General features: G+C 66.0%; 19 protein-coding genes. 2 read left to right on the top strand and 17 right to left on the bottom strand.

The features are described 5' to 3' along the window. Nucleotides 1-112: 112 nt before the first annotated feature. The 4 genes from ACTYOL_RS11135 to ACTYOL_RS11120 all read right to left on the bottom strand — a co-directional run bounded on the left by ACTYOL_RS11135 (nucleotide 113) and on the right by ACTYOL_RS11120 (nucleotide 3,951). A complete protein-coding gene (locus ACTYOL_RS11135; protein WP_444757927.1) occupies nucleotides 113-820 on the bottom strand; it encodes an anti-sigma factor in 708 nt (235 codons plus the stop codon). Beyond that, entirely contained in the window at nucleotides 817-1,356 is a 540-nt protein-coding gene (locus ACTYOL_RS11130; protein WP_153773925.1) for a sigma-70 family RNA polymerase sigma factor, read from the bottom strand. The genes ACTYOL_RS11135 and ACTYOL_RS11130 overlap by 4 nt, the downstream gene beginning before the upstream one ends. Nucleotides 1,357-1,456: 100 nt before the next feature. Further along, the gene (locus ACTYOL_RS11125) at nucleotides 1,457-1,978 is read right to left on the bottom strand and encodes a DUF3455 domain-containing protein (protein WP_444757926.1); all 522 of its coding nucleotides are present in this window, start codon (nucleotides 1,976-1,978) and stop codon (nucleotides 1,457-1,459) included. A 119-nt stretch (nucleotides 1,979-2,097) separates the two neighbouring features. Continuing rightward, complete coding sequence (locus ACTYOL_RS11120; protein ID WP_153773927.1) at nucleotides 2,098-3,951, bottom strand: ABC transporter ATP-binding protein; 1,854 nt, start codon at nucleotides 3,949-3,951, stop codon at nucleotides 2,098-2,100. A gap of 298 nt (nucleotides 3,952-4,249) precedes the next feature. On the opposite strand from ACTYOL_RS11120, the gene mrdA reads away from it, so the two are divergent. Further along, the gene (mrdA, locus tag ACTYOL_RS11115; protein WP_197889550.1) at nucleotides 4,250-6,145 is read left to right on the top strand and encodes a penicillin-binding protein 2; all 1,896 of its coding nucleotides are present in this window, start codon (nucleotides 4,250-4,252) and stop codon (nucleotides 6,143-6,145) included. Between the two features lie 39 nt (nucleotides 6,146-6,184). Here mrdA and ACTYOL_RS11110 read toward each other — a convergent pair whose 3' ends face one another. From ACTYOL_RS11110 to ACTYOL_RS11090, 5 genes are read right to left on the bottom strand one after another with little or no spacing between them, the layout of a single operon-like run. Further along, nucleotides 6,185-6,886, bottom strand: a complete 702-nt coding sequence (locus ACTYOL_RS11110) for an NAD(P)H-dependent oxidoreductase (protein WP_063544558.1) — start codon at nucleotides 6,884-6,886, stop codon at nucleotides 6,185-6,187. Beyond that, the gene (locus ACTYOL_RS11105; protein WP_444757925.1) at nucleotides 6,883-8,526 is read right to left on the bottom strand and encodes an ABC transporter ATP-binding protein; all 1,644 of its coding nucleotides are present in this window, start codon (nucleotides 8,524-8,526) and stop codon (nucleotides 6,883-6,885) included. Before ACTYOL_RS11105 ends, ACTYOL_RS11110 begins: the two co-directional genes overlap by 4 nt. A gap of 2 nt (nucleotides 8,527-8,528) precedes the next feature. Continuing rightward, on the bottom strand, nucleotides 8,529-9,356 hold the full coding sequence (locus ACTYOL_RS11100; RefSeq protein WP_054894145.1) for an ABC transporter permease: 828 nt from the start codon (nucleotides 9,354-9,356) through the stop codon (nucleotides 8,529-8,531). A 3-nt stretch (nucleotides 9,357-9,359) separates the two neighbouring features. Beyond that, entirely contained in the window at nucleotides 9,360-10,319 is a 960-nt protein-coding gene (locus ACTYOL_RS11095) for an ABC transporter permease (RefSeq protein WP_054894144.1), read from the bottom strand. Between the two features lie 28 nt (nucleotides 10,320-10,347). Continuing rightward, on the bottom strand, nucleotides 10,348-11,949 hold the full coding sequence (locus ACTYOL_RS11090) for an ABC transporter substrate-binding protein (RefSeq protein WP_153773933.1): 1,602 nt from the start codon (nucleotides 11,947-11,949) through the stop codon (nucleotides 10,348-10,350). A 162-nt stretch (nucleotides 11,950-12,111) separates the two neighbouring features. On the opposite strand from ACTYOL_RS11090, the gene ACTYOL_RS11085 reads away from it, so the two are divergent. After that, nucleotides 12,112-12,552, top strand: coding sequence for an RrF2 family transcriptional regulator (locus ACTYOL_RS11085; RefSeq protein WP_063544552.1), 441 nt, complete (start codon nucleotides 12,112-12,114; stop codon nucleotides 12,550-12,552). A 117-nt stretch (nucleotides 12,553-12,669) separates the two neighbouring features. Here ACTYOL_RS11085 and ACTYOL_RS11080 read toward each other — a convergent pair whose 3' ends face one another. The 8 genes from ACTYOL_RS11080 to ACTYOL_RS11045 all read right to left on the bottom strand — a co-directional run bounded on the left by ACTYOL_RS11080 (nucleotide 12,670) and on the right by ACTYOL_RS11045 (nucleotide 24,414). Further along, the gene (locus ACTYOL_RS11080) at nucleotides 12,670-13,863 is read right to left on the bottom strand and encodes a pyridoxal phosphate-dependent aminotransferase (protein ID WP_444757924.1); all 1,194 of its coding nucleotides are present in this window, start codon (nucleotides 13,861-13,863) and stop codon (nucleotides 12,670-12,672) included. Nucleotides 13,864-13,875: 12 nt separating this feature from the next. After that, nucleotides 13,876-15,483 (bottom strand): 5-guanidino-2-oxopentanoate decarboxylase, encoded by a 1,608-nt coding sequence (locus tag ACTYOL_RS11075; protein WP_444757923.1) that lies wholly within the window; start codon nucleotides 15,481-15,483, stop codon nucleotides 13,876-13,878. Nucleotides 15,484-15,493: 10 nt separating this feature from the next. After that, nucleotides 15,494-17,593, bottom strand: a complete 2,100-nt coding sequence (locus ACTYOL_RS11070; protein ID WP_444757922.1) for an acetate--CoA ligase family protein — start codon at nucleotides 17,591-17,593, stop codon at nucleotides 15,494-15,496. An 18-nt stretch (nucleotides 17,594-17,611) separates the two neighbouring features. Further along, a complete protein-coding gene (locus ACTYOL_RS11065) occupies nucleotides 17,612-18,772 on the bottom strand; it encodes an acyl-CoA dehydrogenase family protein (RefSeq protein ID WP_065863505.1) in 1,161 nt (386 codons plus the stop codon). A 43-nt stretch (nucleotides 18,773-18,815) separates the two neighbouring features. Then, complete coding sequence (locus tag ACTYOL_RS11060) at nucleotides 18,816-19,598, bottom strand: enoyl-CoA hydratase/isomerase family protein (protein WP_153774932.1); 783 nt, start codon at nucleotides 19,596-19,598, stop codon at nucleotides 18,816-18,818. 217 nt (nucleotides 19,599-19,815) lie between these two features. Beyond that, nucleotides 19,816-21,228, bottom strand: a complete 1,413-nt coding sequence (locus ACTYOL_RS11055) for an amino acid permease (RefSeq protein ID WP_200602624.1) — start codon at nucleotides 21,226-21,228, stop codon at nucleotides 19,816-19,818. A gap of 163 nt (nucleotides 21,229-21,391) precedes the next feature. Continuing rightward, nucleotides 21,392-23,644 (bottom strand): ATP-binding protein, encoded by a 2,253-nt coding sequence (locus ACTYOL_RS11050; protein WP_444757921.1) that lies wholly within the window; start codon nucleotides 23,642-23,644, stop codon nucleotides 21,392-21,394. After that, nucleotides 23,641-24,414: a substrate-binding periplasmic protein gene (locus ACTYOL_RS11045; RefSeq protein WP_153774930.1), complete on the bottom strand. Its 774-nt coding sequence runs from the start codon at nucleotides 24,412-24,414 to the stop codon at nucleotides 23,641-23,643. Before ACTYOL_RS11045 ends, ACTYOL_RS11050 begins: the two co-directional genes overlap by 4 nt. Nucleotides 24,415-24,417: the final 3 nt, after the last annotated feature.

Here is a 24,417-nt window from a genome sequence, read left to right as displayed (position 1 = left end):
GGTGGCAAACCACCTGCTCAGCCCCCATGAATCGGGCCGACAAGGCAATTTGATGCCATTTCGTAGTAACTAAATGTGACTAGTCCCAGCGGCAGTCACGAGCAACTGAAAATCAAATGACCTTCACCGAACGGCCGATGAACTTCACAGGGCCAGTCGGCCGGCCCGTGGGTGAGCCGCCCGCCTTCTCCAGCGTCAGTTCGAACAGCTGATTGGGTTCAAGAGGCGGCAGGTCGCGCAGCGGAACGCGATACTGCTCGCCAGGCTTGACCAAGCCCAGGGAGACTGGCGCCTGCCATTGCTCACCCTTGGTCCAGAATTGCAGGGTCATCCCTTCGGGCACCTGATCCCGACCCAGCGGAATCAACGCGATGGTCTGCGCATCGCTGGCCTGCACGACCCAGCCGGGCACCTGATCGGTCGGCGCGACCAGCACCACCAGGTAATGGGTCGTCGCAGGACGGGTAGTCAGCAGGGCCAGGCTCAGCAGCACAGTCGCGGCCAGACCGGCGACGCTCACGCCTTGCCATAGGGCCAGACGACTCCACCATCGGTTTGTCGGACGCACCTGCCGGGCCTGCTCCGAAATACTGCGGTCGATCCGTCGCCACAGACGCGTGCTTGGCTTTTGCGGCTCAGCCAGCGTGGTCAACTCGAGCAGGCGCGCTTCCCAACGGTCGACAGCCGCCCGCAAGTCCGGCTCGCGGTCCAGTCGCGCAAGCACCGCAATGCGCTGTTCGGCAGACAGCGTCCCCAACACATACTCGCCCGCCAGCACATCGAGCAGCTGCGTAGGGTCATCGGTTGAACCCGGCGTCATGTCATGCACTCCCGCAGCGCCTCGAGGCTTCGCTTGATCCACGCCTTGACCGTACCCAGCGGCGCCCCCATCAGGCTGGCGATTTCCGCGTGGCTGCAGCCGTCTACATAGGCATGCAGGACACACCGCTGCGGTGCAGGCTGCAGTTGCTCAAGGCAGCGATAGATCTTCGCGGAGCCTGACCAGATGGCGCCCTCGTCGAATTCCCCAACCAAGGTCGCGATGTCCGCGTCGTCCAACGCCGTCTCCGGTCGGCTGTCGCGCACGGCATTCAAGGCCAGGTGGCGGTTGATGCTGTAGATCCAGCCCCGGGCCGAACCTCGCGTCGCATCGAAGCTGGTCGCCCGCGTCCAGATGCGAATGAACGCGTCGTGGACGATATCCTCGGCCATGGCGTCATCGCGCACGATGCGCCGCACCACCCCGAGCAAACGCGAACCTTCATGGTCGTAGAGCGCCTGCAAGGCGCTGCGGTCACCCCGCGCGCAAGCGGCAAGGCAATCCTGGAAATCGAAAGGCGTAACGGATGAATTCACTCTCGGCACGGTCCTGTGTCGGCGCTGAGACCCGGCCTTGCGGCCGGGGCTTGTAGAGCAGCGTAGATGATCCACTGCCAAGCGTCAGTTCAACCGCCCATCATTTGGCAGACCAGAAGATGTAGTCGGCCTGGTACTTGATGATCTGCTGCGCCCCCTTGTTCTGCGCTGTACAGGCCATTGCCGGCGCCACACCGCCCTGGGTGGCGAGGCGCTGGATGTAGCTGACCCCGTGCATTGCCCCTTTACCCTCGGCCGGATTCGCCTTGACCAGTTGGTAAGGCAGATCGCCTTTGCCTGCAGGGGCCACGGCAAGCTGGGTGCCGGTGACCTTCGAGCCGTCCTTGGCCTGCCAGGTGGCGGGCGGGCCAAAGTAGTCGCCGACAGCCTTGCCACTGCGGTCGCTGAGGGTCGCCTTGGGACCGACGAAGAACCACTCGGTCTCGCCCGGCGCATTGCTCTTGTCACGGCACTCGTAGGTGATTTCACCGACGCCGACGGTTTCGAGCATGACCGTGTGGCCAGCGGGCACCTTGACGGCATCGGGCACCGCGGCATGGGCAGCCTGTTGCGCGAGCGTGAAGCTCGATACGAGCAGGATCGAGGCAAACGGGATTTTCATGGGATGGACTCCTGGTGGGCACTCGGTTGGACAGTCGATGACTGTTGTCTTCCTGTACCCGCCAGCAGCCGTTGTGGATGCAGGCGAGGCTTTCCTGGCGACGAACGGTCGCAGGACGCCTATTCGGTGGACTCCACCACGCCCTGATCCTCGCCCAGGAAGCCACCGCTCTGATGCTGCCACAACCGCGCATAGGTGCCGTTTCTGGCCAGCAGTTCAGCGTGGGTGCCCTGCTCGATGATGCGCCCTTCATCCATCACGATGAGCCTGTCCATCGCCGCGATGGTGGACAACCGGTGAGCGATGGCGATCACCGTCTTGCCCTGCATCATGTCATCGAGGCTTTCCTGGATGGCGACCTCGACCTCCGAGTCCAACGCACTGGTGGCCTCGTCGAGCAGCAGGATCGGGGCATTCTTCAGCATCACCCGCGCAATCGCGATGCGCTGGCGCTGGCCCCCGGACAGCTTGATGCCACGCTCGCCGACCAAGGTGTCGTAGCCGGTGTTCCCTTGGCGGTCGCTCAACTGGCTGATGAAGCCATCGGCCTGGGCACTGGCGGCAGCACGACGGATCTGCGCCTCGCTCGCCTCGGGGCGACCGTAGGCGATGTTGTCGCGAATCGAACGGTGCAACAGCGAGGTGTCCTGGGTGACCATGCCGATCGCGCTGCGCAGGCTGTCCTGGGTGACCTGGGCAATGTTCTGCCCATCGATGCGGATCTCGCCACTGTCCACGTCATAGAAACGCAGCAGCAGGTTGATCAGCGTCGACTTGCCCGCACCGGAGCGGCCGACCAGGCCGATCTTCTCGCCGGGGCGAATCTCAAGGCTCAGGCCATCGAGCACCTGGCGCTCGCCGTTATAGTTGAAACGCACATTATCGAAGCTCACCGCCCCGCCGTGGGTCACCAGCTCTCCCGCGTTCGGCACATCCTGGACCTTGGGACCGGTGGTCAGGGTCACCATCCCGTCCTGCACGGTGCCGATGTTCTCGAACAGCGAGGTCATCTGCCACATGATCCAGTGCGACATACCATTGACGCGCAGTGCCATGGCAGTGATCGCCGCCACTGCGCCGGCGCCCACTTCGCCCTGGTGCCACAGCCACAGGGCGTAACCTCCCGCGCCCATGATCAGGCCGACCACCAGCGCCTGGTTGGCGATCTCGAACAGGCTGACCAGGCGCATCTGGCGAAAGCCGGTCTGCTTGAAATCTTCCATCGCTGCACGGGCGAAGTGTGCCTCGCGCCGGGAGTGGGAAAACAGTTTCACCGTGGTGATGTTGGTGTAGGCATCCGAAACCCGCCCTGTCATCGACGAGCGGGCATGGGCCTGCTCCTGGCCAACCTTTCCCAGGCGCGGGACGAAATACACCATGGTCAGGCCGAACAGCACCACCCAGGCAATGAACGGCAACATCAGCTTGAGCGCGAAACCGCCAGCCAGGGCAATGATCGCCACGAAGTACACGCCGATACCCGGCAGGATCTCGATCAGGGTGAACAGCACCTCACGCACCGCCAGCGCCGTCTGCATCACCTTGGTGGTGACCCGGCCAGAGAACTCGTCGGAGAAGAACGACAGGCTCTGGCGCAGCATCAGGCGATGAAAATCCCAACGCAGGCGCAGTGGCAGGTTGATCGCCAGCACCTGATGCTGCACCAGCGTGCGCCCCGCCACCAGGGCGATACTGACCAGCAGCACGGCACCCGCGCCCCACAGCACCCTCGCCTCCTCTGCGGTCACCGCATCGCCCACTTTCCAGGTCGAAAGCAGGTCCACCACCTGGCCGAGGAAGGCGAACAGCCAGGCCTCGTAGATCGACACTGCCGCGCTGAGCAGCGCCAGCGCCACGATATAGCCGCGGGCACCGCGCGTGCAGGCCCACATGAACCGTGCCAGGCCCATGGGCGGTGGTGGGGCTTCGTCGGGTGGGAAGGGGTCTAGCCAACGCTCGAATATGCGCAGCATGGAAGTCTCCGAATAAGCCAAACAAGGGATTGTGCCAGTTCATGACGACAGGTGGCGGAAATTGACATCGACAGTGGTGCGCAGCCGGCGACCGGGCGCCAGCGGTCAGATGAAGGAATTTTCATCTTCCACGCCAGCGCGCTGCTACCGGGGTGGGCGGCACGTCACGCTGTTCGCTGGCCGTGACCGACCTTGAGCCGACCGCCGAGCTTGCGTAGCATCCCCGGCCCTTGGGGCCGCAGACGGCCCACTGCGGGCCAGCCCTCGCCTTCACTCGTCATCACTTCACCGAGCCCCCATGCCACAGCCGATTCCCCTCAAGGACCACGAAAAGGAAAAGCACCTGGTCAACCGCCGGCTGCTGGTCTGCGCCGCGCTGACCCTGGGCCTGGTTGCCGTGCTGATCGGCAGGCTGTACGTCTTGCAGGTGCTGCAGCACGACCAGCAATCGGCGGTCTCGGAGAACAACCGCGTGCACGTGCTGCCCATCGCCCCCGAACGCGGGCTGATCTACGACCGTAACGGCGTGGTGCTGGCCGACAACAAGCCCAGCTTCAACCTCACCATGACCCGCGAGCGCACCAACGGCCAGACCACCGCCGTGCTCGATGCCCTGGCCAAGATCCTGAACCTCTCCGACGACGACCGCGCCCAGTTCGACAAAGACCTGCGCCGTGGCCGCAAGCCGTTCGAACCGGTCACCCTGATGTTCGGCCTGAGCGAAGAGCAGATCGCGCTGATCGCGGTCAATCAGTTCCGCCTGCCCGGCCTGGACGTCGAGCCGCAGTTCATTCGCGAATACCCGCTGGCCGAGCACTTCGCCCATTCGGTCGGCTACGTCGGACGGATCAACGAAAAGGAAGCCAAGACCCTCGACAGCACCGAGTACCGCGGCACCCAGTCGATCGGCAAGACCGGCGTCGAGCGCTTCTACGAAAACGAACTGCACGGCCATGTGGGGTATGAGGAAGTCGAGACCAATGCCCAGGGACGGGTCATGCGCGTGCTGCGCCATCACGATCCGGTGCCGGGCAAGGATATTGTCCTGAGCCTGGACGCCAAACTGCAGCAAGCCGCCGAAAAGGCTCTGGGCGATCGCCGCGGCGCGGTGGTGGCGCTGGATCCAGCCACGGGCGACGTGCTGGCGATGGTCAGCAACCCCAGCTTCGACCCCAACCTGTTCGTCAAGGGCATCAGCTTCAAGCAATACGCCGCGCTGCGCGACTCGATCGACCGTCCGCTGTTCAACCGCGTGCTGCGCGGGCTGTATGCGCCAGGCTCGACGGTCAAGCCGGAAGTGGCCATCGCCGGCCTGGACAGCGGCGTGATCAACCCAGGTAGCCGCGTGTTCGACCCCGGCTACTACGAGCTACCCAACTACGACCACAAGTACCGCAACTGGAACCGCAGCGGCGATGGCTGGGTGGACATGTACACCGCCATCATGCGTTCCAACGACACCTACTTCTACGACCTGGCGCACAAGCTGGGCATCGACCGCCTGCACGACTACATGGCCGAGTTCGGCCTGGGCCAGAAGGTCTCGCTGGACATGTTCGAGGAAGCGCCCGGCCTGATGCCGTCTGCACAATGGAAGCGCGCCACCCGCCGCCAGGCCTGGTTCCCCGGCGAAACCTTGATCCTCGGCATTGGCCAAGGCTACATGCAGGTCACCCCGCTGCAACTGGCGCAGGCCACCAGCCTGCTGGCCAGCAAGGGGGTGTGGCACCGTCCGCACCTGGCAATGACCGTGGGTGGCGAGCACCCGGTCGACCCGAACCCGATGCCCGACATCGTGCTGCATGACAAACGCGCCTGGGACCAGGTCAGCCAGGGCATGCAGATGGTCATGCACGATCCGCGCGGCATCGCCCGTGCGGCCGCCGCTGGCGCGCAGTACCGGATTGCCGGCAAGAGCGGCACCGCGCAGGTCGTGGCGATCCGCCAGGGCGAGCGCTACAACCGCGACAAGACCCTCGAGCGGCACCGCGACAACGCCCTGTTCGTGGGTTTCGCGCCCGCCGAGCATCCGTCCATCGTGGTGGCGGTGATGATCGAGAACGGCGAGGCTGGCGGCCGCGTGGCCGGGCCTGTGGTGCGCGAGATCATGGATGCCTGGTTGCTGGATGACCAGGGGCACCTGAAGGAGCAGTACGCCGGGAGCGCGGGCAAGGGCGCGGTACCGCACGGCTGACGCCAGGTTGCCCGCCTCCTGTGGACGCGGGTTCCCCCATCACCGCAACGGATACAGTGCCTCGTCGAACTGCTCCAGACGCGGGAACACCAGTGGCTGGTCATCCGAAAGCTGTTCCAGACGCTGACGATACTGCACCAGGAACTCACCCCGCGCCTCGTCGCTGATATAGGGCACGTGCCAAGCCACGAACGGCGCCAGCACCTCGAAACCGACATAGGCCAGGGTGCCGCGCAGGATCGGCCGCAGCATGTCCTCCAGCGGCCCGTGGATCGCCCCTTCGCCGAACATGTGCTCACGCCCGCCCAGGGTCACGGTCACCAGCGCCTTCTTGCCCGCCAGGCCACCCTGGTCGTAGAAACGCTTGCCGCCATAGCACACCCCCGACACCAGTACCCGGTCGATCCAGCCCTTGAGCATGGCCGGGGCGGAGAACCAGAAGATCGGGAAGTTCAGCACCAGCAGATCGGCCCACAGCAGCTTGTCCAGCTCCTGCTGGATATCCGCGGCGATGGAGCCGCTCTTGACGCCCAGGCGTTGTTCCAGCGCATAGACCAGATACTCCGGGTTTTCACGGGTGCTGAAATCCTCGGCGCTGGCCACCGGATTCCAGCCCATGGCGTACAGGTCGCTGACCTGCACCTGGTGTCCCTGGGCCTTGAAAGTCTCCACCGCCTGGTCGCGCAGGGCGGCGGTGAAGGAATGCGGTTCAGGGTGGGCGTGGACGATCAGTACGTTCATGGAAGCTGTCCTTCGGCAATTGGCTGGGTAGTGGCAGCGGCGCGACCGGCCAGCAGGCGGTCGAGCCAGTCCGGGTCCATCTGCGGTTCGGAAGAGAACAGCAGCCCGGTGTAATCCTGATACGGGGGGGTGAAGATCGACTCGCGCCGCCCCTGGTCCACCACCCTGCCCCGCTGCATCACCATCACCTCGTCGGCGATGGCGCGCACGGTGGCCACATCGTGGGTGATGAACAGGTAGGCCACGCCCAGCTGGCGCTGGATGCGGTCGAGCAGCTTGAGCACGCCTTCGGCCACCAGCTGATCGAGGGCCGAGGTCACCTCGTCGCAGATGATCAGTTGCGGCTCGGCGGCCAGGGCGCGGGCGATGCACACTCGCTGTTTCTGCCCGCCGGACAGTTCGCGGGGCTGGCGCTCCATGAACCTGGCAGGGTCCAGCTCGATCATCTCCAGCAGCTCGGCGACCCGCTCGCGCAGCGCCCTGCCCTTGAGCCCCAGGTAGAACGCCAGTGGGCGACCGATGATGTCGACGATGCGCTGGCGTGGATTGAGCGCGGTGTCGGGGATCTGGTAGATCATCTGGATGCGTCGCAACTGTTCCTTGCTGCGCCGCCGGTAGTCGGCCGGCAAGGCTTCACCGTCGTACAGCACCTGACCACTGCTCGGTTGCAGGAGCCCGGTAATCAGCCGCGCAGTGGTGCTCTTGCCGCTGCCGGACTCGCCAATCACCGCCAGCGTCTGGCCGCGCTGCAGCTTGAGCGACACATCGTGCAGCACCGGCTGGGCGCCGTAGCTGGCCGAGGCATTGCGCACCTCGAGCAGTGGCCGGGCCTGCACCTGGCTGGGCTTGGGTTCGGTATGGAAGCTGCGCACCGCCCACAGCGAACGGGTGTAGTTCTGGCTCGGGGCGCCGAGCATGGTGCGGGTGGCAGCCTCCTCGACCAGGCTGCCGTGGCGCAGCACCATGATGCGGTCGGCGATCTGCGCCACTAGGGCCAGGTCGTGGCTGATGTACAACGCTGCGCTGCCGAAGCGCTTGACCGCATCGCGAATGGCGGCGATCACCTCGATCTGGGTGGTCACGTCGAGCGCAGTGGTCGGCTCGTCGAACACGATCAAGTCCGGGTGGCAGGCCATGGCCATGGCGGTCATCACCCGCTGCAGTTGGCCGCCAGACACCTGGTGTGGGTAGCGTCGACCGATGTTCTCCGGGTCCGGCAGGCGCAGCACGCGGTACAGCTCGACCGCCTCGGCCTCGGCAGTGGCGCGGTCGATACCGCCGTTGACCACGGCGGTTTCCACATGCTGGTCGATCAACCGATGCGCCGGGTTGAACGACGCTGCGGCACTCTGCGCCACGTAGGCCACCCGCAGGCCGCGCAGCTTGCGCAGTACTTCGGGGGCCGCGCCGACCAGTTCCTGGCCGTCGAAGCGCACCGAGCCACGGGCGATGCGGCAGCCGTCGCGCACGTACCCCATCGCAGCGAGGCCAAGGGTCGACTTTCCGGCCCCCGACTCACCGATCAAGCCCAGTACCTCGCCGCGCTGCAGGGTCAGATCGATGCCCTTGACCAGCGGGTGCCAGGCGTCGTCGGAGTGACCTTCGATATGCAGGTCGCGGATTTCCAGTAGCGGTTTCATGCTCAGCACTCCTTCAGGCCGCTGGACTTGTGCAGCACCCAGTCGACGACGAAATTCACGCTCACGGTGATCAGCGCCACCGCCAGCGCCGGCAGCAGCGGGCTGACATCGCCGAAGGTGATCAGCACGGCGTTGTCGCGCACCATGCTGCCCCAGTCGGCGGTGGGCGGCTGGATGCCCAGGCCGAGGAACGACAGTGCACTGATGAACAGGAAGACAAAGCAGAAGCGCAGGCCGAACTCGGCGATCAGCGGCGCTGCGGCATTGGGCAGCACCTCGCGGGTGACCAGCCACCACAGCCCTTCCCCGCGCAGCCGCGCAGCCTCGACGAAGTCCTGCACCACCACGCTCATCGCCACCGCCCGCGACAGGCGGAACACCCGGGTGGCATCGAGCAGCGCGATCACCAGCACCAACGAAGTGGTGGTGGTGCCGACCACGCTGAGGATCAGCAAGGCGAAGATCAGTTGCGGGATGGCCATGAGGATATCCACCACCCGCGACATGCCCTGGTCGATCCAGCCGCCGCGAATCGCCGCCACCAGCCCGCAGAAGCCGCCCAGGGCGAAGGCCAGCACGGTGGTCAGGAAAGCGATGCCCAGGGTGTTGCGTGCGCCGTAGACCAGGCGGCTGAACATGTCGCGGCCCAGGTTGTCGGTGCCGAGCAGGAACTGCCCGCCCCAGGGTGCAAAGCCCTCGCCGACCACTTCGGTTTCGCCGAACGGCGCCACCAGCGGCGCGAACAGCGCCACCAGCACATACAGCAGGATCACCAGCAGGCCGAACTTGGCGCTCAGCGGCGCACGGCGCAATTGCGTGTACAGGCTCATGGGCTACCCCTTTGGATGCATCAGGCGCGGGTTGCTGGCGATCGACAGCACATCGGCACTGGTGTTGAGCAGGATGTAGGTGGCGGCGAAGATCAGGCTGCAGGCCTGCACCACCGGGATGTCGCGCTTGGCCACCGAGTCGACCAGCAACTGGCCCAGGCCCGGATACACGAACACCACCTCGACCACCACCACGCCAACCACCAGGTACGCCAGGTTCAGCGCCACCACGTTGACGATCGGCGCCAGGGCGTTGGGCAAGGCATGGCGGAAGATGATCCGCGCCTGGCCGATACCCTTGAGCCGGGCCATCTCGATGTAGGGGCTGGCGAGCAGGTTGATCAGCGAGGCGCGGGTCATGCGCATCATCTGCGCCACCACCACCAGGCTCAGGGTCAGCACCGGCAGCAGCGAGCGCTCCAGCACCTCGCCCAGGGAGGCATCCGGGGAGAGGTTGGAGATGCTTGGCAGCCAGGCCAGCTTCACCGCAAACACCAGGATCAGGATGTAGGCGACGAAGAATTCCGGGAACGACACCGCACTCAGGGCGCTGGTGTTGAGCAGCCGGTCGAACCAGCTGTTGCGGTACAGCGCCGCCAGCATGCCCAGCAGCAGCGCCAGTGGCACCGACACCAGGGCCGCCAGCAGCGCCAGGCTGAAGGTGTTGCCCAGGCGTGCGCCGATCAGCTCGGCGATCGGCCGCTGGTTGGCCAGCGACACGCCGAGATCGCCTTGCAGCAGTTGCCAGCCCCAGTGGAAGAAGCGCGTCAGCGCTGGTTGGTCCAGGCCCAGTTGGCTGCGCAGAGCAGCCACGGTTTCCGGGGTGGCGGCCTGGCCGAGCATGGCCTGGGCCACGTCGCCCGGGAGCATGCCCACCGCCAGGAAGATGATCACCGACACCGCCAGCAGCGACAGCAGGCCCAGGGCCAGGCGCTGGGCGAGCAGTTTGCAGAGACTATTCACCGTACGGTCCTCGCGACGAAAGGGGGATTCAGGCCTGCCACCAGCGCTCGATCAGGCGCAGGCCGTCCAGCTCGCCGTAAGGAGCGGTGACACCGCCGTGCATCACCCGCCGGGAGCGCGCCGCGACGGAGCTTGCGAACAGCGGCACGATGGCGCCGCCATCGTCGCGGCACAGCGCCTGCATTTCGTTGTACATCTCCTGGCGCAGCGGAGCGTTCATCTCGCCACGGGCAGCGTTGAGCAACTGGTTGAAGCGCGGGTTGTCCCAGTGCGTCTCGTTCCACGCCGCGCCCTTGGCATAGCCGATGCTGAACATGCGGTCGGCGGTCAGGCTCGAGTACCAGAACGAGGTGGTGAACGGCTGCTTCATCCACACGTTGGTGAAGAAGCCGTCGGCCGGCTCGCGCACCACGTCGATGTCGATACCGGCCTTGCGCGCCTGCTCCTTGAACAGCACCGAGGCGTCGACCGCACCGGTATAGGCGGCGTCGGAGGCCTGCAGGCGCACCTTGAGGCTGTCCATGCCGGCCTGCTTGAGGTAAAAGCGCGCCTTGTCGGCGTCATATACCCGCTGCTCCAGGGCCGTGTTGATGAAGCGGCTGCCAGGCTGGATCGGGTGGTCGTTGCCGATCTGGCCGTATCCGTACAGCACCGAGGTCAGCAGGGCCTGGCGGTCGATGGCGTGCTTGAGCGCCAGGCGCACGTTGTTGTCCTGGAACTGCGCGGTGTCGCAGAGCATGGGGAAGGTGTAGTGCTGGGCGCCTTTGGTTTCCTCGATCACCAGTTGCGGGTTGCGCTTGAGCAGCGCCACGGTCTTGAGGTCGACCTTGTTGATCACATCCACCTGGCCTGTGACCAGGGCATTGACCCGCGCCGCGCCGTCGGCGATCGACAGCAACTCGGCCGTGGCGAAATGCGCCCTGCCCGGCTTCCAGTAATCGGGGCTGCGCACCAGGTCCATGCGCACGCCCGGCTCGAAGTGCTTGAGGCGATAGCCGCCGGTGCCGATACCGGCCTGCCAGTCGGCGGCGCCGTCCTTGGCGGGCATGATCACCAGGTGGTAGTCGGCGACCACATAGGGGAAGTCGGCGTTGCCCGAGTGCAGCTCGAACACCACGGTGGCGGCGTCCTGGGCACGCACCACGGCAACATCGCCGAGGACGGTCTTGGCCGCCGAGGTGGATTTCTCGCCCAGGTGATGCTGGATGGAGGCGACCACATCGCCGGCATCGAGGCTCTTGCCGTCGTGGAAGGTCACGCCCTGGCGCAGGAAGAAGGTCCAGACCTTGGCATCGGGGCTGGACTCCCAGCGCTCGGCCAGCTCCGGAATGGCGGTGCCGTCGACGCTGATTTCGCTGAGGGTGTTGTAGACCGCCGAGAAGCCGACGAAGGTGAAGGTGTCGGCCCAGGTGCCGGGGTCACGCGAGTCAGTGGTGCTGCCCCCGGCCAGCCCCATGCGCAGGGTACCACCAGCCTTGGGGGTAACCTCCTCGGCCCAGCCCGTCAGGGGCAGGCCCAGGGAGAAGGCGCCGGCGAAGGTCGCCGCTGCCGCGCTGTACTTGAGGAACTCCCGACGTGGCAGGCCGCCGCCGGGCATCGCTTGAGTGATCTTGTTGTTCTTATCGCTCATGGCATTGCCCCTGTTGAACCGCTGAAAGAAGGATCGCAGGCATCGATGACCGAATATTTGTAATTGTCATCGTGACAAATACATTAGACTCATTGGCATGCCCCTGCCAAGATGGATTTTCACAGGGACACCGACTTTGCGATTCACCAGGGATTTTTACCGATGAGCCAATCGACCCGCCTGATCACCGCCTCGTACATCCTCTCGTTCGTGGCCGCCAACGCGCCGCAGAAACTGCGCACCGAGACCATCGCCAAGTGGGTCAAGGTGCACCCCACACGGGTGCGCAGCCTGGCTTCGCAGATGGTCAAGGCCAACATTCTCAAGTCCTGGCGCGGCGCCCAGGGCGGCCTCACCCTCGCCCGCCCGGCCAGCGAAATCACCCTGCGCGAGGTGTACGACGCAGTGCAGGAGAGCTCGCTGATCGCCGAGAAGATCGACAACCCGTTTTCGGGGATGGAGGATCACTGCAAGGTGTTCGAGGTGTTCACCCGGCTGTTTGCGATGCTGGAGGCGAACATGCGCCTGGACCTGGGGGCGATCACGGCGGACCAGTTGTTCGTTGCGTTTGATCGACCGGTTGAGGGGGCTGTGGAAGGTTGATTGGCAGGGCCGGCCCTTTCGCGGGCAAGTCGCAGCGGCGAACCGCCGCTCCCACTGGCTCGCCACATTTCTTGATGACCTGTGGGAGCGGGCTTGCCCGCGAAAGGGCCCTTCGCCTCACCCCTTGACCACCCGGCCCTCCAGCACCTGCGCCGCACAGCGGGCAATCCGCCGGCAAGCCTCGCTCAACGCCTCGGCACCCAGCACCAGCCCCAGGCGAATATGCCCCGCCGCACTCGGCCCGAACGCCTCGCCCGCCAGTACCGACACGCCATGTTCCTCCAGCAGCAGGCTGGAAAACGCCTGGGCGCTGAGGCCGGTCTCGCGGATATCGACCATCACGAACATCCCGCCATCGGGCTTGAGCGCCTTCACCCCTGGGCAATCGGCCAGGCGTTCGCAGACCAGGTCGCGCCGCTGTCGATAGGCCTGGCGCATCGCTTCGAGCTCCGGCAGGCGCTGCTCCAGCGCCACCACCGCGGCATCCTGGATGAAGTCCGGCGAGCCATACAGCATGCACAGCGCCAGGTTCTCCAGATGGCTGGCCAGCGCGGGCGAGCCGACCACCCAGCCAACCCGCCAGCCGGTCATGGCGTGCGACTTGGACAGACTGTTCAGGGTCGCGGTCCTGTCGGCCATGCCCGGCAGGCTGCCAGGGCTGATGTGCTCGCCGTCGTACAACAGCTCGCTGTACACCTCATCGCTGATCAGCCACAGGTCACGGGCCACGCACAGCTCGGCCAGCGCCTCCCAGGTACTGCGCGGCAGGCTGGCTCCAGAGGGGTTGTGCGGGCTGTTCAGCGCCAGCGCACGGGTACGTGGGGTGATGCGCGCGGCAACATCCTCGGCCTGCACGCGAAAGCCATGCTCGGGCTTGACCGGCACCGGCACCACCGTGGCGCCACAGGCGCCGAACACGGCCTCGTAGGTGACGTACATCGGCTCGGCGACGATCACCTCGTCACCCGGATCGAGCACGCACTGGGCCACGCAGAACAACGCGCACTGGGCACCGGCCAGCACCGTCACCTGGTCGGCATCGACGGCTTGGCCGCTGCGCTGCTGGTGGCGCCGGGCGATGACCTGGCGCAGGGCGCGCTTGCCGCGTATATCGGAGTAATGGGTGTGGCCGTCCTGCAGGCTGTCGATGGCGGCCTGGACGATCGGCGCCGGGGTGTCGAAGTCCGGGTCGCCCACCGACAGCAGCAGGATGTCGCGGCCCTGAGCCTGCAGCTCAAGGGCGCGGTAATGAATCTCCCAGGCCGCAGCGCCGTCACCGGCGATGCGCTGGGTCAGCTTGGAAAAACGCATGAAAAGCCTCCATCAATGGGCGCAGGCATGCCTGAATTCGATCAGGGTGACGCCATTGCGCGCGAATCCGTTCCTGAGTTCCTGCTCCAGTTCATCGAGGCTGCCGGGCTGCGCCACGGCGCAACCGAAGGCGCGGCCCAGGCCGATGAAGTCGGGGTTGCGCGGCAGCACGCCGATGGGCTCGATATCCAGGCCCAGCATATCGTCGCGGATCTGCCCGAGCGCATCGTTGTTCCACAGCAATACCACCAGCGGCCGGTCCAGCTCCTCGACCGCCGTGGCCAGTTCCTGCGCGGTGTACAGGAAGCCGCCGTCACCCACCAGCACCAGGCCCGGACGCTCGCCACCGGCGAACATGCCGCCGATGCCTGCGGGTAGACCATACCCCAGGGTTCCGTACCCTGTGGGATGCAGCCAACTGCGCGGCGCCTTGCTGGGGAAGGCGTAGTTGCCGGTATAGGCCAACTGCGTCATGTCGGTACTGATGAAGGCATTGTCCGGCAATGCCCGGCCCACACGATCGAGAATGCCTTGGTGCAGCCGCTGCAACGGACCATGCCCTGCCCTCACCGCCTCGCGCAGGCCGGCAACCGCCTGGATGACCGCCGTGGCGTCGCGACGAACCTGGGGAAGATGCTCCAGCACCCCGGCCAGGGTGAGGCGCGCATCACCCTGCAGAGCCAGCGCGCAAGGGTAGAAATCGTTGAACTTGCGCGGGTCGATGTCGATGCGGATCAGTTCGCCGTTGATCGGCAGGCGCTCGCGCCAGAAATCGGTGTCGGCCATCTCGGTCCCCACCGCCAGCACCACGTCAGCCTCGGCGATCATCTGCCAGCCAGGCTCCACACACAGGCTCGCGCCGGCACTGAGCGGCGCCTCAGGCGGCAGCAGCCCCTTGCCTGCCACGCTGGTGAACACCGGTGCAGCCAGGCGCTCGCTCAGCGCGGCCAGTTCAGCACCCGCCTGCAATGCCCCACCGCCAGCGATGATCATCGGGCGCTTGGCAGCAGCCAGCCTGGCCGCCGCCTGATCCAGCACAGTGCGGTCCGGCACGCTGCGGCCAGGGCGGCGTACCACCTCGGCGCTCCAGTCACGCGCCACCGCTGCCGACAGCACATCCAGCGGCACCGAGATATGCACCGGCCGCGGTCGCTCGCTGTCGAACACCGCCCAGGCGCGGGCGATCAGCTCAGGCAGGTCTTCCGGGCTCAGGGCCAGCGCCGAGAAGGCAGTGATCGGCGCGGTCATCGCGCGTTGGTCCTGGGTCTCGTGCAGGCAACCCCAGCCCTTGCCCAGGCTGGCGCTGTGGTTGACGCTGGAAATCACCAGCAACGGAATCGAGTCGGCGTGGGCCTGGCCGATGGCGGTGGCGGCATTGGTCACACCGGGGCCGGTGATGACGAAGCACACGCCCGGCTTGCCACTGATGCGCGCATAGCCGTCGGCCATGAAGCCAGCGCCCTGTTCATGGCGGGTCAGCACATGGCGGATGCCACTGCCAGGCAGGCCGCGATACAGCTCCAACGTGTGCACGCCGGGGATGCCGAACACGGTGTCGACGCCATAGTTGGCCAGCAATCGGACCAGGGCCTGGCCGCCGGTCAAGGGTTTGTCATGCATGTTCATCTCCTCAGGCCTGGCCCAGGCGGATCAGCGCATCGACCGCCGTGGTGGCGTTGGCGCCGACCATCAGTGGATTTACGTCCAGCTCCAGCAACTGGCTGGCGTTCTCGCAGGCGTAGTCGGCCACCGCGCGTATCGCGGCCACCAAGGCATCCAGGTCGGCCGCCGGACGCCCGCGGAAGCCCTGCAGCAATCCAGCGCTGCGCAGCCCGAGCAAGGCGGCGCGGATGGCGCCATCGGTGGTGGGCAGCAGCAGGCTGGCGCTGTCCTTGAGCAGCTCGACCAGCACCCCGCCCGCACCGATGACCAGTGCCAGGGCAAAACCGTTCTCGCGCTTGATGCCGACGATCAGCTCGGCCAACGCTGGCTCGGCCATCGGTTCGAGCAGTACTCGATCAAACGGCACCTGCGGCGCATGGGCGTGGATACGTTCGCGCATCTGGTGCAGCGCTGCCTCGAGCGCCCGGCCATCACGCAGGTTCAGCGCCACCGCGCCGGCTTCGGTCTTGTGCGGCAACTGCGCGCTGACGGCCTTGAGCACCAGCGGAAAACCGACAGTGGCCGAATCGGCCAGCGCCGAACCGGGCGAGCTCAGCCGACCGTCCGGGACCGGCAAACCAAAGGGCCGCAGGGCCTGCTTGGACTGCCACTCGTCCAGCAAGCGCGCCTTGCCAGTCAGCGCCTGCGGGCACAACGGCACCAGTGCGGACTCGCCCAACGCCAGCAGGCGCTGTCGATTGGCCTGGTACGCCACGATCCGCCCCCAGGCCGCCAGGCCATCTTCCACGCCCTGTAACGCCACAATGCCATGGGCATGCAGATACTCACGGGCGCTGGCCGGCAGCAGCTCGGGGAAGGCCGAGGTGACGAAGCCGATCTTGCCGTGACGCGCCAGGGCCTGGCAGTACAGCGCCAGCAGCAGGTCGCACTCCTTGCGCTCGCCGGTGAACTCGGCCGGATAGTCGAGCACCAGCATCGCCGCATCGGCATCGCTGCGCAGGGCGCTGTCGAGCATACGCTGCAGCGCCTCGCCGTCGCCCCAGATGGCCGTGGTGAAGTCCAGCGGGTTGACCAGGTTGGCGTAGCTGGGCAGCACCTGGGCCAGTTCATCGACCTGGCCCTGCTCAAGTTTGGGCAGGCTCAGCTGATTGCGCTCGGCATAGTCGGCGATCAGCCCGGCATCACCGCCCGAGCAGGCCAGGGCGATCAGCCGCCCGCCTTGGGGCAACTGCCCGCAGGCGGCGGCCTTGAGGGTCTCGACGAAGCTTACCGGGCCGCTTACGCGAATCACGCCCAGGCGCTTGAACAAGGCGTCGTACAGCGCATCGGAGCCGGACAACGAACTGGTGTGGCTGAGCGCAAGTTCGGCACCGATCTGCGACACGCCGGTCTTCAGCGCGATGATCGGCGTGCCGCGCTCCAGCGCCTTGTGCGCGGCGCGGGCAAAGCCAGGCACATTCTTCAAGCCTTCCAGGTGCAGACCGATGGCGGTGACGCGCGGGTCGTCCAGCAGCACGTCCATCAACTCGGCCACGCCCAGTTGCGCCTGGTTGCCGACCGACGCCATGTAGGCCACCGGCAGCGAGCGGTCGCTCATCGACAGGTTGTAGGCGAAGTTGCCGCTCTGGGTGAGGATCGCCACGCCCTTCTCGACCGTCTTGCCGCCATGGGCGACCGGCCACAGCGCGGCGCTGTGCAGGTAGTCGAGCAGGCCATAGCAGTTGGGCCCGAGCAGGGCCATGTGGCCGGCCGCCTGCAGCAGGCGCTGCTGCAAGGCCTCGCCCTCGGCGCCGCTTTCGGCAAAGCCAGAGGCGTAGCAGATAGCCCCACCGGCACCGAGCGCGGCGAGTTGTTCGACGCAGCTCAGGGTCAGCTCGCGGTTGGTGGCGATGAACACGGCATCCGGGCCGCACGGCAGCTCGGCGACGGTGGCCACGCACGGGATGCCATCGATGCTGGGGTGCTGCGGGTTGACCAGCCACATCGGGCCCTGGAACCCGCCTTCGGCGCAGCGCTTGAGGGCGCGGGCCATGCTGCGGCCACCGACGAAGGCCAGGTGCCGCGGCGCCAGCAGGCGCTTGAGGTTGTCACGAATCGACTGCGACATGAGTGTTCTCCAGCCCGATCAGCGCAGCAGAGGGCGCAGCAGTTCGCGGGAAATGATGTGCCGCTGGATCTCCGACGTGCCCTCCCAGATCCGTTCGATCCGCGCGTTGCGCCAGATGCGCTCCACCGGTCCCTCGTCCATCAGGCCCATGCCGCCAAAGATCTGTACCGCTTCATCGGCGACTTTGCCCAGCACTTCGCTGGCGAACAGCTTGGCCATGCCGGCCTCGCCATCGGTCATGCTGCCCTGGTCCATTTTCCAGGCGGTGTGCAGGGTCAGCAGCTCGGCCGCGCGGATCTGGGTGGCCATGTCGGCAAGCTTGAACGACACGCCCTGGTAACTGCCGATCGGTTGGCCGAACTGCTTGCGATCCGCCGACCACTGCAGCGACAGGTCCAGTGCACGCTGGGCCTGGCCGACGCAGTTGGCGGCGACCATCACACGCCCGGCGGTCAGCCAGGCGTTGGCCACTTCCCAGCCCTTGCCGACCTCGCCCAGCACCTTGCTGGCGGGCACCTTGCAGTCGTCGAAGAACAGCTCATAGGTGTGGTAGCCGCGATTGCTCACGCACTTGGGCCCACGGCGGATGGTCATGCCCGGGGTGCCGCGATCGACCAGGAAAGCGGTCACGGCATTGCGCTTGCGGCCGTTGTGCTCGTAGGTATCGGTGACCGCGAAGACGATGGCGAAGTCGGCATGCCCGGCATGGCTGATGAAATGCTTGCTGCCGTTGATCACGAAGTCGTCGCCCTGGCGCACGGCGCGGGTCTTGATCGCGTTGGCATCGGAGCCGGCGCCAGGCTCGGTGAGGGCGAAGCAATCGATCTTCTCGCCTTGCACGCTGGGCAGCAGGTAGTCGTTGATCTGCTCGTCCTTGCAGGCCATGAGAATTTTCGAAGGGCGTGCGACGAACACGTGCACGGCCCAGGACACCTTCGACAACTCACGCTCGATCAGCGCCTGGGACAGGTAATCAAGCCCGCCACCGCCGACCTCTTCGGGCATGTTGAAGGCATAGAAGCCTGCGGCGATGGCCTTGCCGCGGATCTGCGCCGCCAGCTCGGGTGACACCGCGTCGGCGCGGTCGACCTCTTCCTCGTGGGGCAGCAGCTCCTTGGCAACGAAACTGCGTACCGCTTCCACCAACATTTCTTGTTCTTGGGTCAGTTGGAAATTCATCTGGCATGGTCCTGGAGAAGGTACTGAGGGAGGTGTTGGAAGGTCATTTGCCGACGAAGCGCGCGGGCCTGCGCTCGACGGAGGCGCGCAGTGCCTCGGCACCGTCCTCGCTGCGCCCGCACAGCAGCCCGGCGGCCAGTTCTGCAGACAATTGCTCGGCCAGGGTGCGCTGGGCACCGTCGCGGATCAGGCGCTTGGTCTGGGCGAAGGCGAAGGTCGGGCCCTGGGCCAGGCGTGAGGCGAGTTCGGCTGTAACGGTCAGCAGTTGATCGTCGGCACAGACTTCGCCCACCAGGCCTGCGGCGAGCGCCCGTTCGGCGCCCCACAGCTCGTCGAGGAACAGCAGGCGCTTGGCCTGCTCGCTGCCGATCAACCGCGGCAGGTGCCAACTGGCGCCCGCGTCAGGGCTGTAGGCCATGCTGGTGTAGCCAGCCTTGAAGCGCGCCGAAGCGGCGGCGATGCGCAGGTCGCAGCACAGGGTCAGGTCCATGCCGGCGCCGACGGCGGTGCCGTTGATCGCGGCGAGGGTGGGTTTGTCGAGGGTGTGCAGGCGCTGCATCAAGGCATGGGCGGTTTCGGTCCAGCCGTAGCTTTCCAAGGCGCCGCGAGCCTCGGCCTCGGCCCATTCGGCAAGGTCGGCGCCAGCGCAGAAGCTGCGCCCACTGCCAGTCAGTACCACCACGCGCACGGCGGGGTCGGCGTTGAAGTCTTCGAGCAGGCTGTGCAGGTGCTTGAGGGTGGGGATGTCCAGGGCATTGCGCTGGTCGGGGCGGTTGAGCGTGATCCAGGCGACACCGGCTTCGAGGGTGGTCAACAGGCTGGTCATGGGAAGCCTCGAGTTGTTGTGGTTGGGGTGGGCTTGGAGAAGATACTAAACGAGTGTTCAACAAGGCGGCAATTGGCGCATATGGGGCTGTTACAACTTCGAACAATCGGGGTTTGGGGGTGTTGCGGAGGGCCTCATCGCGGGACAAGCCCGCTCCTACAGAGATCGCATCTGTAGGAGCGGGCCGCGCGATAGGGCCAGTGGTTTCAGCGAAGATTCAAACCCCAGGCGCCGTCGGCACGAAGGTCTGCGAGCGCTTGCGGTTCATCACGAAGTACGCCAGGTAGCACAAGGCAATGAAGCCAAAGCCCCAGTACAGCGACGGCCTCTGTGTTTCATCCAGCGCCAGGAACACGAACAGCGAGCTGCACAGGGTGATGCACAGCAGCGGGATCAGCGGGTACAACGGCGCGCGGTACTTGATGTCCTCGAGCTTGCCGCCCTCGCGCAGGAACGCACGGCGGAAGCGGTACTGCGCCAGGGCGATGACGATCCAGGTCACGGTCCCGGACATTCCGCTCACCGCCATCAGCACCATGAACAAGGTGTCGGCGGCAATGAAGCTGGTCATCAGCGACACCAGGGCAAAGCACAGGGTGATGCTCAGCGCCCGCAGCGGCACGCCGCGCGAGCTCAGGGGCGACAGGCTTTTCGGGGCCATGCCGCTCTTGGACATGGCCCAGAGGATGCGCGTGGAGGCGTACAACCCCGAGTTGCCCACCGAGAGAATGGCGGTAAGGATGACGAAGTTCATCAGGTCGGCCGCGTACGGGATACCGACCATGTCGAACACCTGCACGAACGGGCTCTCCATCAGCCCGGCCTGCTGCCACGGCACGATGGCCGACAGCACCGCGATGGCCAGCACATAGAAGATCAGTACGCGGAACACCACGTTGCGCACCGCCCGCGGAATGCTCTTTTCCGGCTGGTCTGTCTCGCCGGCGGCCACACCCATGATCTCGCAGCCCTGGAAGGCGTAGACCACGGTCATCATCACTGCGAACACCGCAGGCAGCCCGTTGGGGAACAGCGAATCGCCGATCAGGTTGTCGAGCATCGGTGCCGGTGCGCCGCTGGTCAGCGGGATGGCGCCGAAGATGACCAGGATACCGACGATGATGAAGCCCAGGATCGCCGCGACCTTGATCCCCGAGAACCAGTACTCGGCCTCGCCGAAGGCGCGGGTCGCCAGCGCGTTGAGGCCGAACAGCACGGCAACGAACAGCGCCGACCAGTACCAGATCGGCACCTCGGGGAACCAGCGGGTCATCAGCATGCCGGCGGCGGTGAACTCCAGGCCCACGGTGGTGGCCCAGCTCATCCAGTACACCCAGCCAATCATGAAGCCCGTGGCCGGGCCGATGTATTTTGTCGCGTGGGCCTGGAACGAGCCCGATACCGGCATCTGCACCGAGAGCTCACCCAGGCAGACCATCACCAGGTACATCAGGAAGCCTGCCACCAGGTAGGCCAGGATCGCCCCCATCGGGCCACCCTGGTTGATGGTCACCCCCGAGCCCATGAACAGGCCGGTGCCGATGACGCCGCCCAGCGACAGCATGAAGATGTGCCGGCTCTTGAGCGCGCGAGTGAGGTGGATGCCTTTGCGTTCGGAGGGCTCAGACATGACGCACCTCCACAATGGCGTTGGGCTGAGCTTTGGGACCTTTCATTATTGTTATCTCCAATAAGCCTGACGGACCGCGAACCACACGGTTGTCAGGGATTATTGGAAAGCGATGTAAGCGGACGTTGAAGCTTGGGATCGAAGATGTAAAAAGTCGTAAGAATTATGTACGAGCGCTCTGGATCAACTGTTCCAGCAGGATGAACGCGGCATCCAGGGCGCTTCGCGTGCTGTCTGCCAGCGCCTGCAGCGCCTGGCTGTCCAGAGCCACTGCTGCTTGCTCGACCTGCCTCAACGCCGTCGCCAACTCGCTCAGCCCCAACGAATCGCTGCTGCCCGCCAGGCGATGGGCCAAGTCTGCGGCCTGGGTACAGTCACCCAGGTACAAGGCATCGAGCAAAGCCTCGCGCTGCGCCTCGAGGCCCTGGCGCAGGGTTGCCAGCAGGCCCTGCACCTTCTGCTCGCCGAGCAACTGGCGATGGGTCTGCAGCAGGGCCAGATCCAGGGCGGCGTGTGCATCGGGCTCGAGCACCAGTGGCTCGGCCTGGGCCAGTGCACGGCGCAGTCGATCCAGGCGCAACGGCTTGGCCAGCACCCCCTGCATCCCGGCTTCCAGGTAGCCGCGTACCACGGCCGGTTGCACGCCCGCCGTCAGGGCCAGGATTCGCGTCTGGCGATTCGGCCCTTTACCAGCGCGCAGTTGCCGGCACAGCTCGACACCGCTCATACCTGGCAGGTGCACATCCAGCAGCAGCAGGTCGAAGCGTCGTTGCGCGCAGACCGCCAGCGCCTGCGTCGCATCCTCGGCGAAGCTGACCCGGTGCCCGTCACGCTCGAGCAAGCCGCCCGCCACCTCGCGGTTGAGCGCCACATCCTCGACCACCAGGACCTCGAGGGCAGGCGAAAGCCCCTGGCTGGCGGACTCGGCGGCAACGTCGTGGCCCGCGGGCAGCTCCACCTCGAACCAGAAGCAACTGCCCTGCCCTTCGCGGCTGTCCACGTCGATCCGACCGCCCAGGCGTTCGATCAGGTGCTTGCAGATTGCAAGCCCCAAGCCCGTGCCGCCGTAACGCCGAGCCACGGTTTCACTGGCCTGGGTGAAACGCTCGAAGATCCGCGCCTGCATTGCCGGGGCGATGCCGATGCCGTCATCGCTGACCTGCACCCGCAACCACTGCCCCTGCAGCACGCGCACCTCGAGGCTGACCCGGCCGCCTTCGGTGAACTTGATCGCATTGGCCAGCAGGTTGCTCAGCACCTGGCGCAGGTACTGCTCGGCGCCGAACTGATGGGGCGCCAGCCGGGCATCGATATGGCAGTCCAGCTCGGTGCCATTGGCGGTGGCGCGCGGCTCGAGCAGGGTCAGCACCTCGTTGCACAGCTGGCGCAGGGCAAAATTCACGGGCTCCGGGTGGCTTTCACCCTCTTCCAGACGGGCGAAGAACAGCACCTCGTTGAGGATGCTCGACAGCCCTTCGCCGGCCTTGTACAGCGCCTCCAGACGCTTGCGGCCCAACGTGTCAAAGCTGCTGCTGCGCAGCAGTTCGGCCATGCCGAGAATGCCGTTGAGTGGAGTGCGCAACTCGTGGCTCATGGTCGCCAGGAAGCGCGACTTGGCCAGGTTCGCCGCCTCGGCTTCGTCCTTGGCCCGGGCCAGGCTTTCGGTGCGCCGCTCGACCATGGCCTGCAGTTCGTCACGCTTGTCCTGCAGGGCCAGGCGATCCTGCTCGCGGCGCTCGATATCGCTGAGGATCGCCTGGCGCATGTCGTCCAGGGCGTGGGCCACGGTGTCGATCTCATCGGCGCGTGGCGAACGCCGCTTGTCCAGGCGTAGCGGCTCCTGCCACTGGCCTGCCGCCACGCGCCGGGCAAACTCGGCCATCACCTGCAAGTGGCGGGTGACCAGGCGGTAGAACAGCCCGGACAGCGCCACCGCCAGCCCGCAGAGAAACACGCTCATCCATAGCAGGCTGGTCAGCCCGGTGGCGAACAGGCGCTGGTGCACCGCGCCCAAGTCGATGCTCACCTCGAGTTCCCCCAAGTGCCTCGGCGGCCCGGAGGGCGGCTGGAAATCCAGGGCGAACCGCTCGACGCGCAGTGGCCCGGCAGGTTCGGCCTGGCCTTGCAGCAACTGAAAGTCGCTGCTGTCCAGCCGCACCCGAGCCACATCGGAGAAGTCCACCAGCCCGCGCAACTGAACGTTGAGCTGCTCCTGGTCAAGGTCCCACAGGCTGCGCTCCAGGCTCGCCAGGTAACCGGCGCGGATCAGTTCCATGCGCGCGTCGATATCGCGCATTTCGCGGCGGTACTCGAAATACAGCTGCACCGCGCTGGCCAGCACGGTGAAGCACAGGCTGAACAGCAGGATGAACAGCAGCAGGCGGCGCAGCAGGCCGTCGGCGCGTAGACGAATCATCGCGCACCTGCCGATTGCCCGATCATGTCGCGGTAGGTCACTTCGCTCTGATGCAGCCAGTTGTCGATTTCGCCGCGCTCGCTCATCTGCTGCAACTGCGCGTCGATCTCATCCATGCGCTGGCTCAAGGGGCTATGGCGTGAAACGGCGACTCGCAGATAGTCGACACTCAGCGCCACGGGCAGCGCCTGGATATCGCCTGCGCCGGGCAGGTGCTCGACGAACAACTCGCCAGTGCGCCGCTCCTGGATCACGAAGTCGATGCGCCCGCGAATCAACTTGCCGAAATTCTGCTGGCTGGACGACACCCATTCGATGTTCTGGTGGCGGGCAACGAAACGGTCGAAGGCCGGGCCGTAGCTTTCGCCGAACAGCAGCCCGCCGCGATAGCTGGCAAGATCGTCGAGCTGTTCGAAACGTACCGGTCGCTTGCGGTTGACGAATACCGCGACCTCCTCGCGCAGTACCGGCACTCGGGAGAAGCGCATGCCTTGATCACGTTGGTCGCTGCTGTAGGCCAGCACCACATCCACCCGCCCTTCGGCTGCATCCAGCAGGCAGCGCTTCCAGTTGCCCAGCACCACGATCTCGACCTCCAGCCCGAGCCGAGCGAACAACTCGCGCACCACGGTCGGCGCCAGGCCGCGCACCTGCTTGCCATCGCTCCACGACACCGGCGGGTACACCGGGTAGTCGCAGTAACGCACCGGCGCTGCGGCCAGCGCCTGCACGCTCAGCAGCAACAGCCAGGCGAGGCCCAGGCCGCGCATGGC

This window comes from Pseudomonas sp. A014 (assembly GCF_052378495.1).
In the GTDB taxonomy this organism is placed as follows: Bacteria; Pseudomonadota; Gammaproteobacteria; order Pseudomonadales; family Pseudomonadaceae; genus Aquipseudomonas; species Aquipseudomonas machongensis.
The sequence above is the reverse complement of the archived record's forward strand: the minus strand, read 5'-3'. Positions and strand labels throughout refer to the sequence as shown.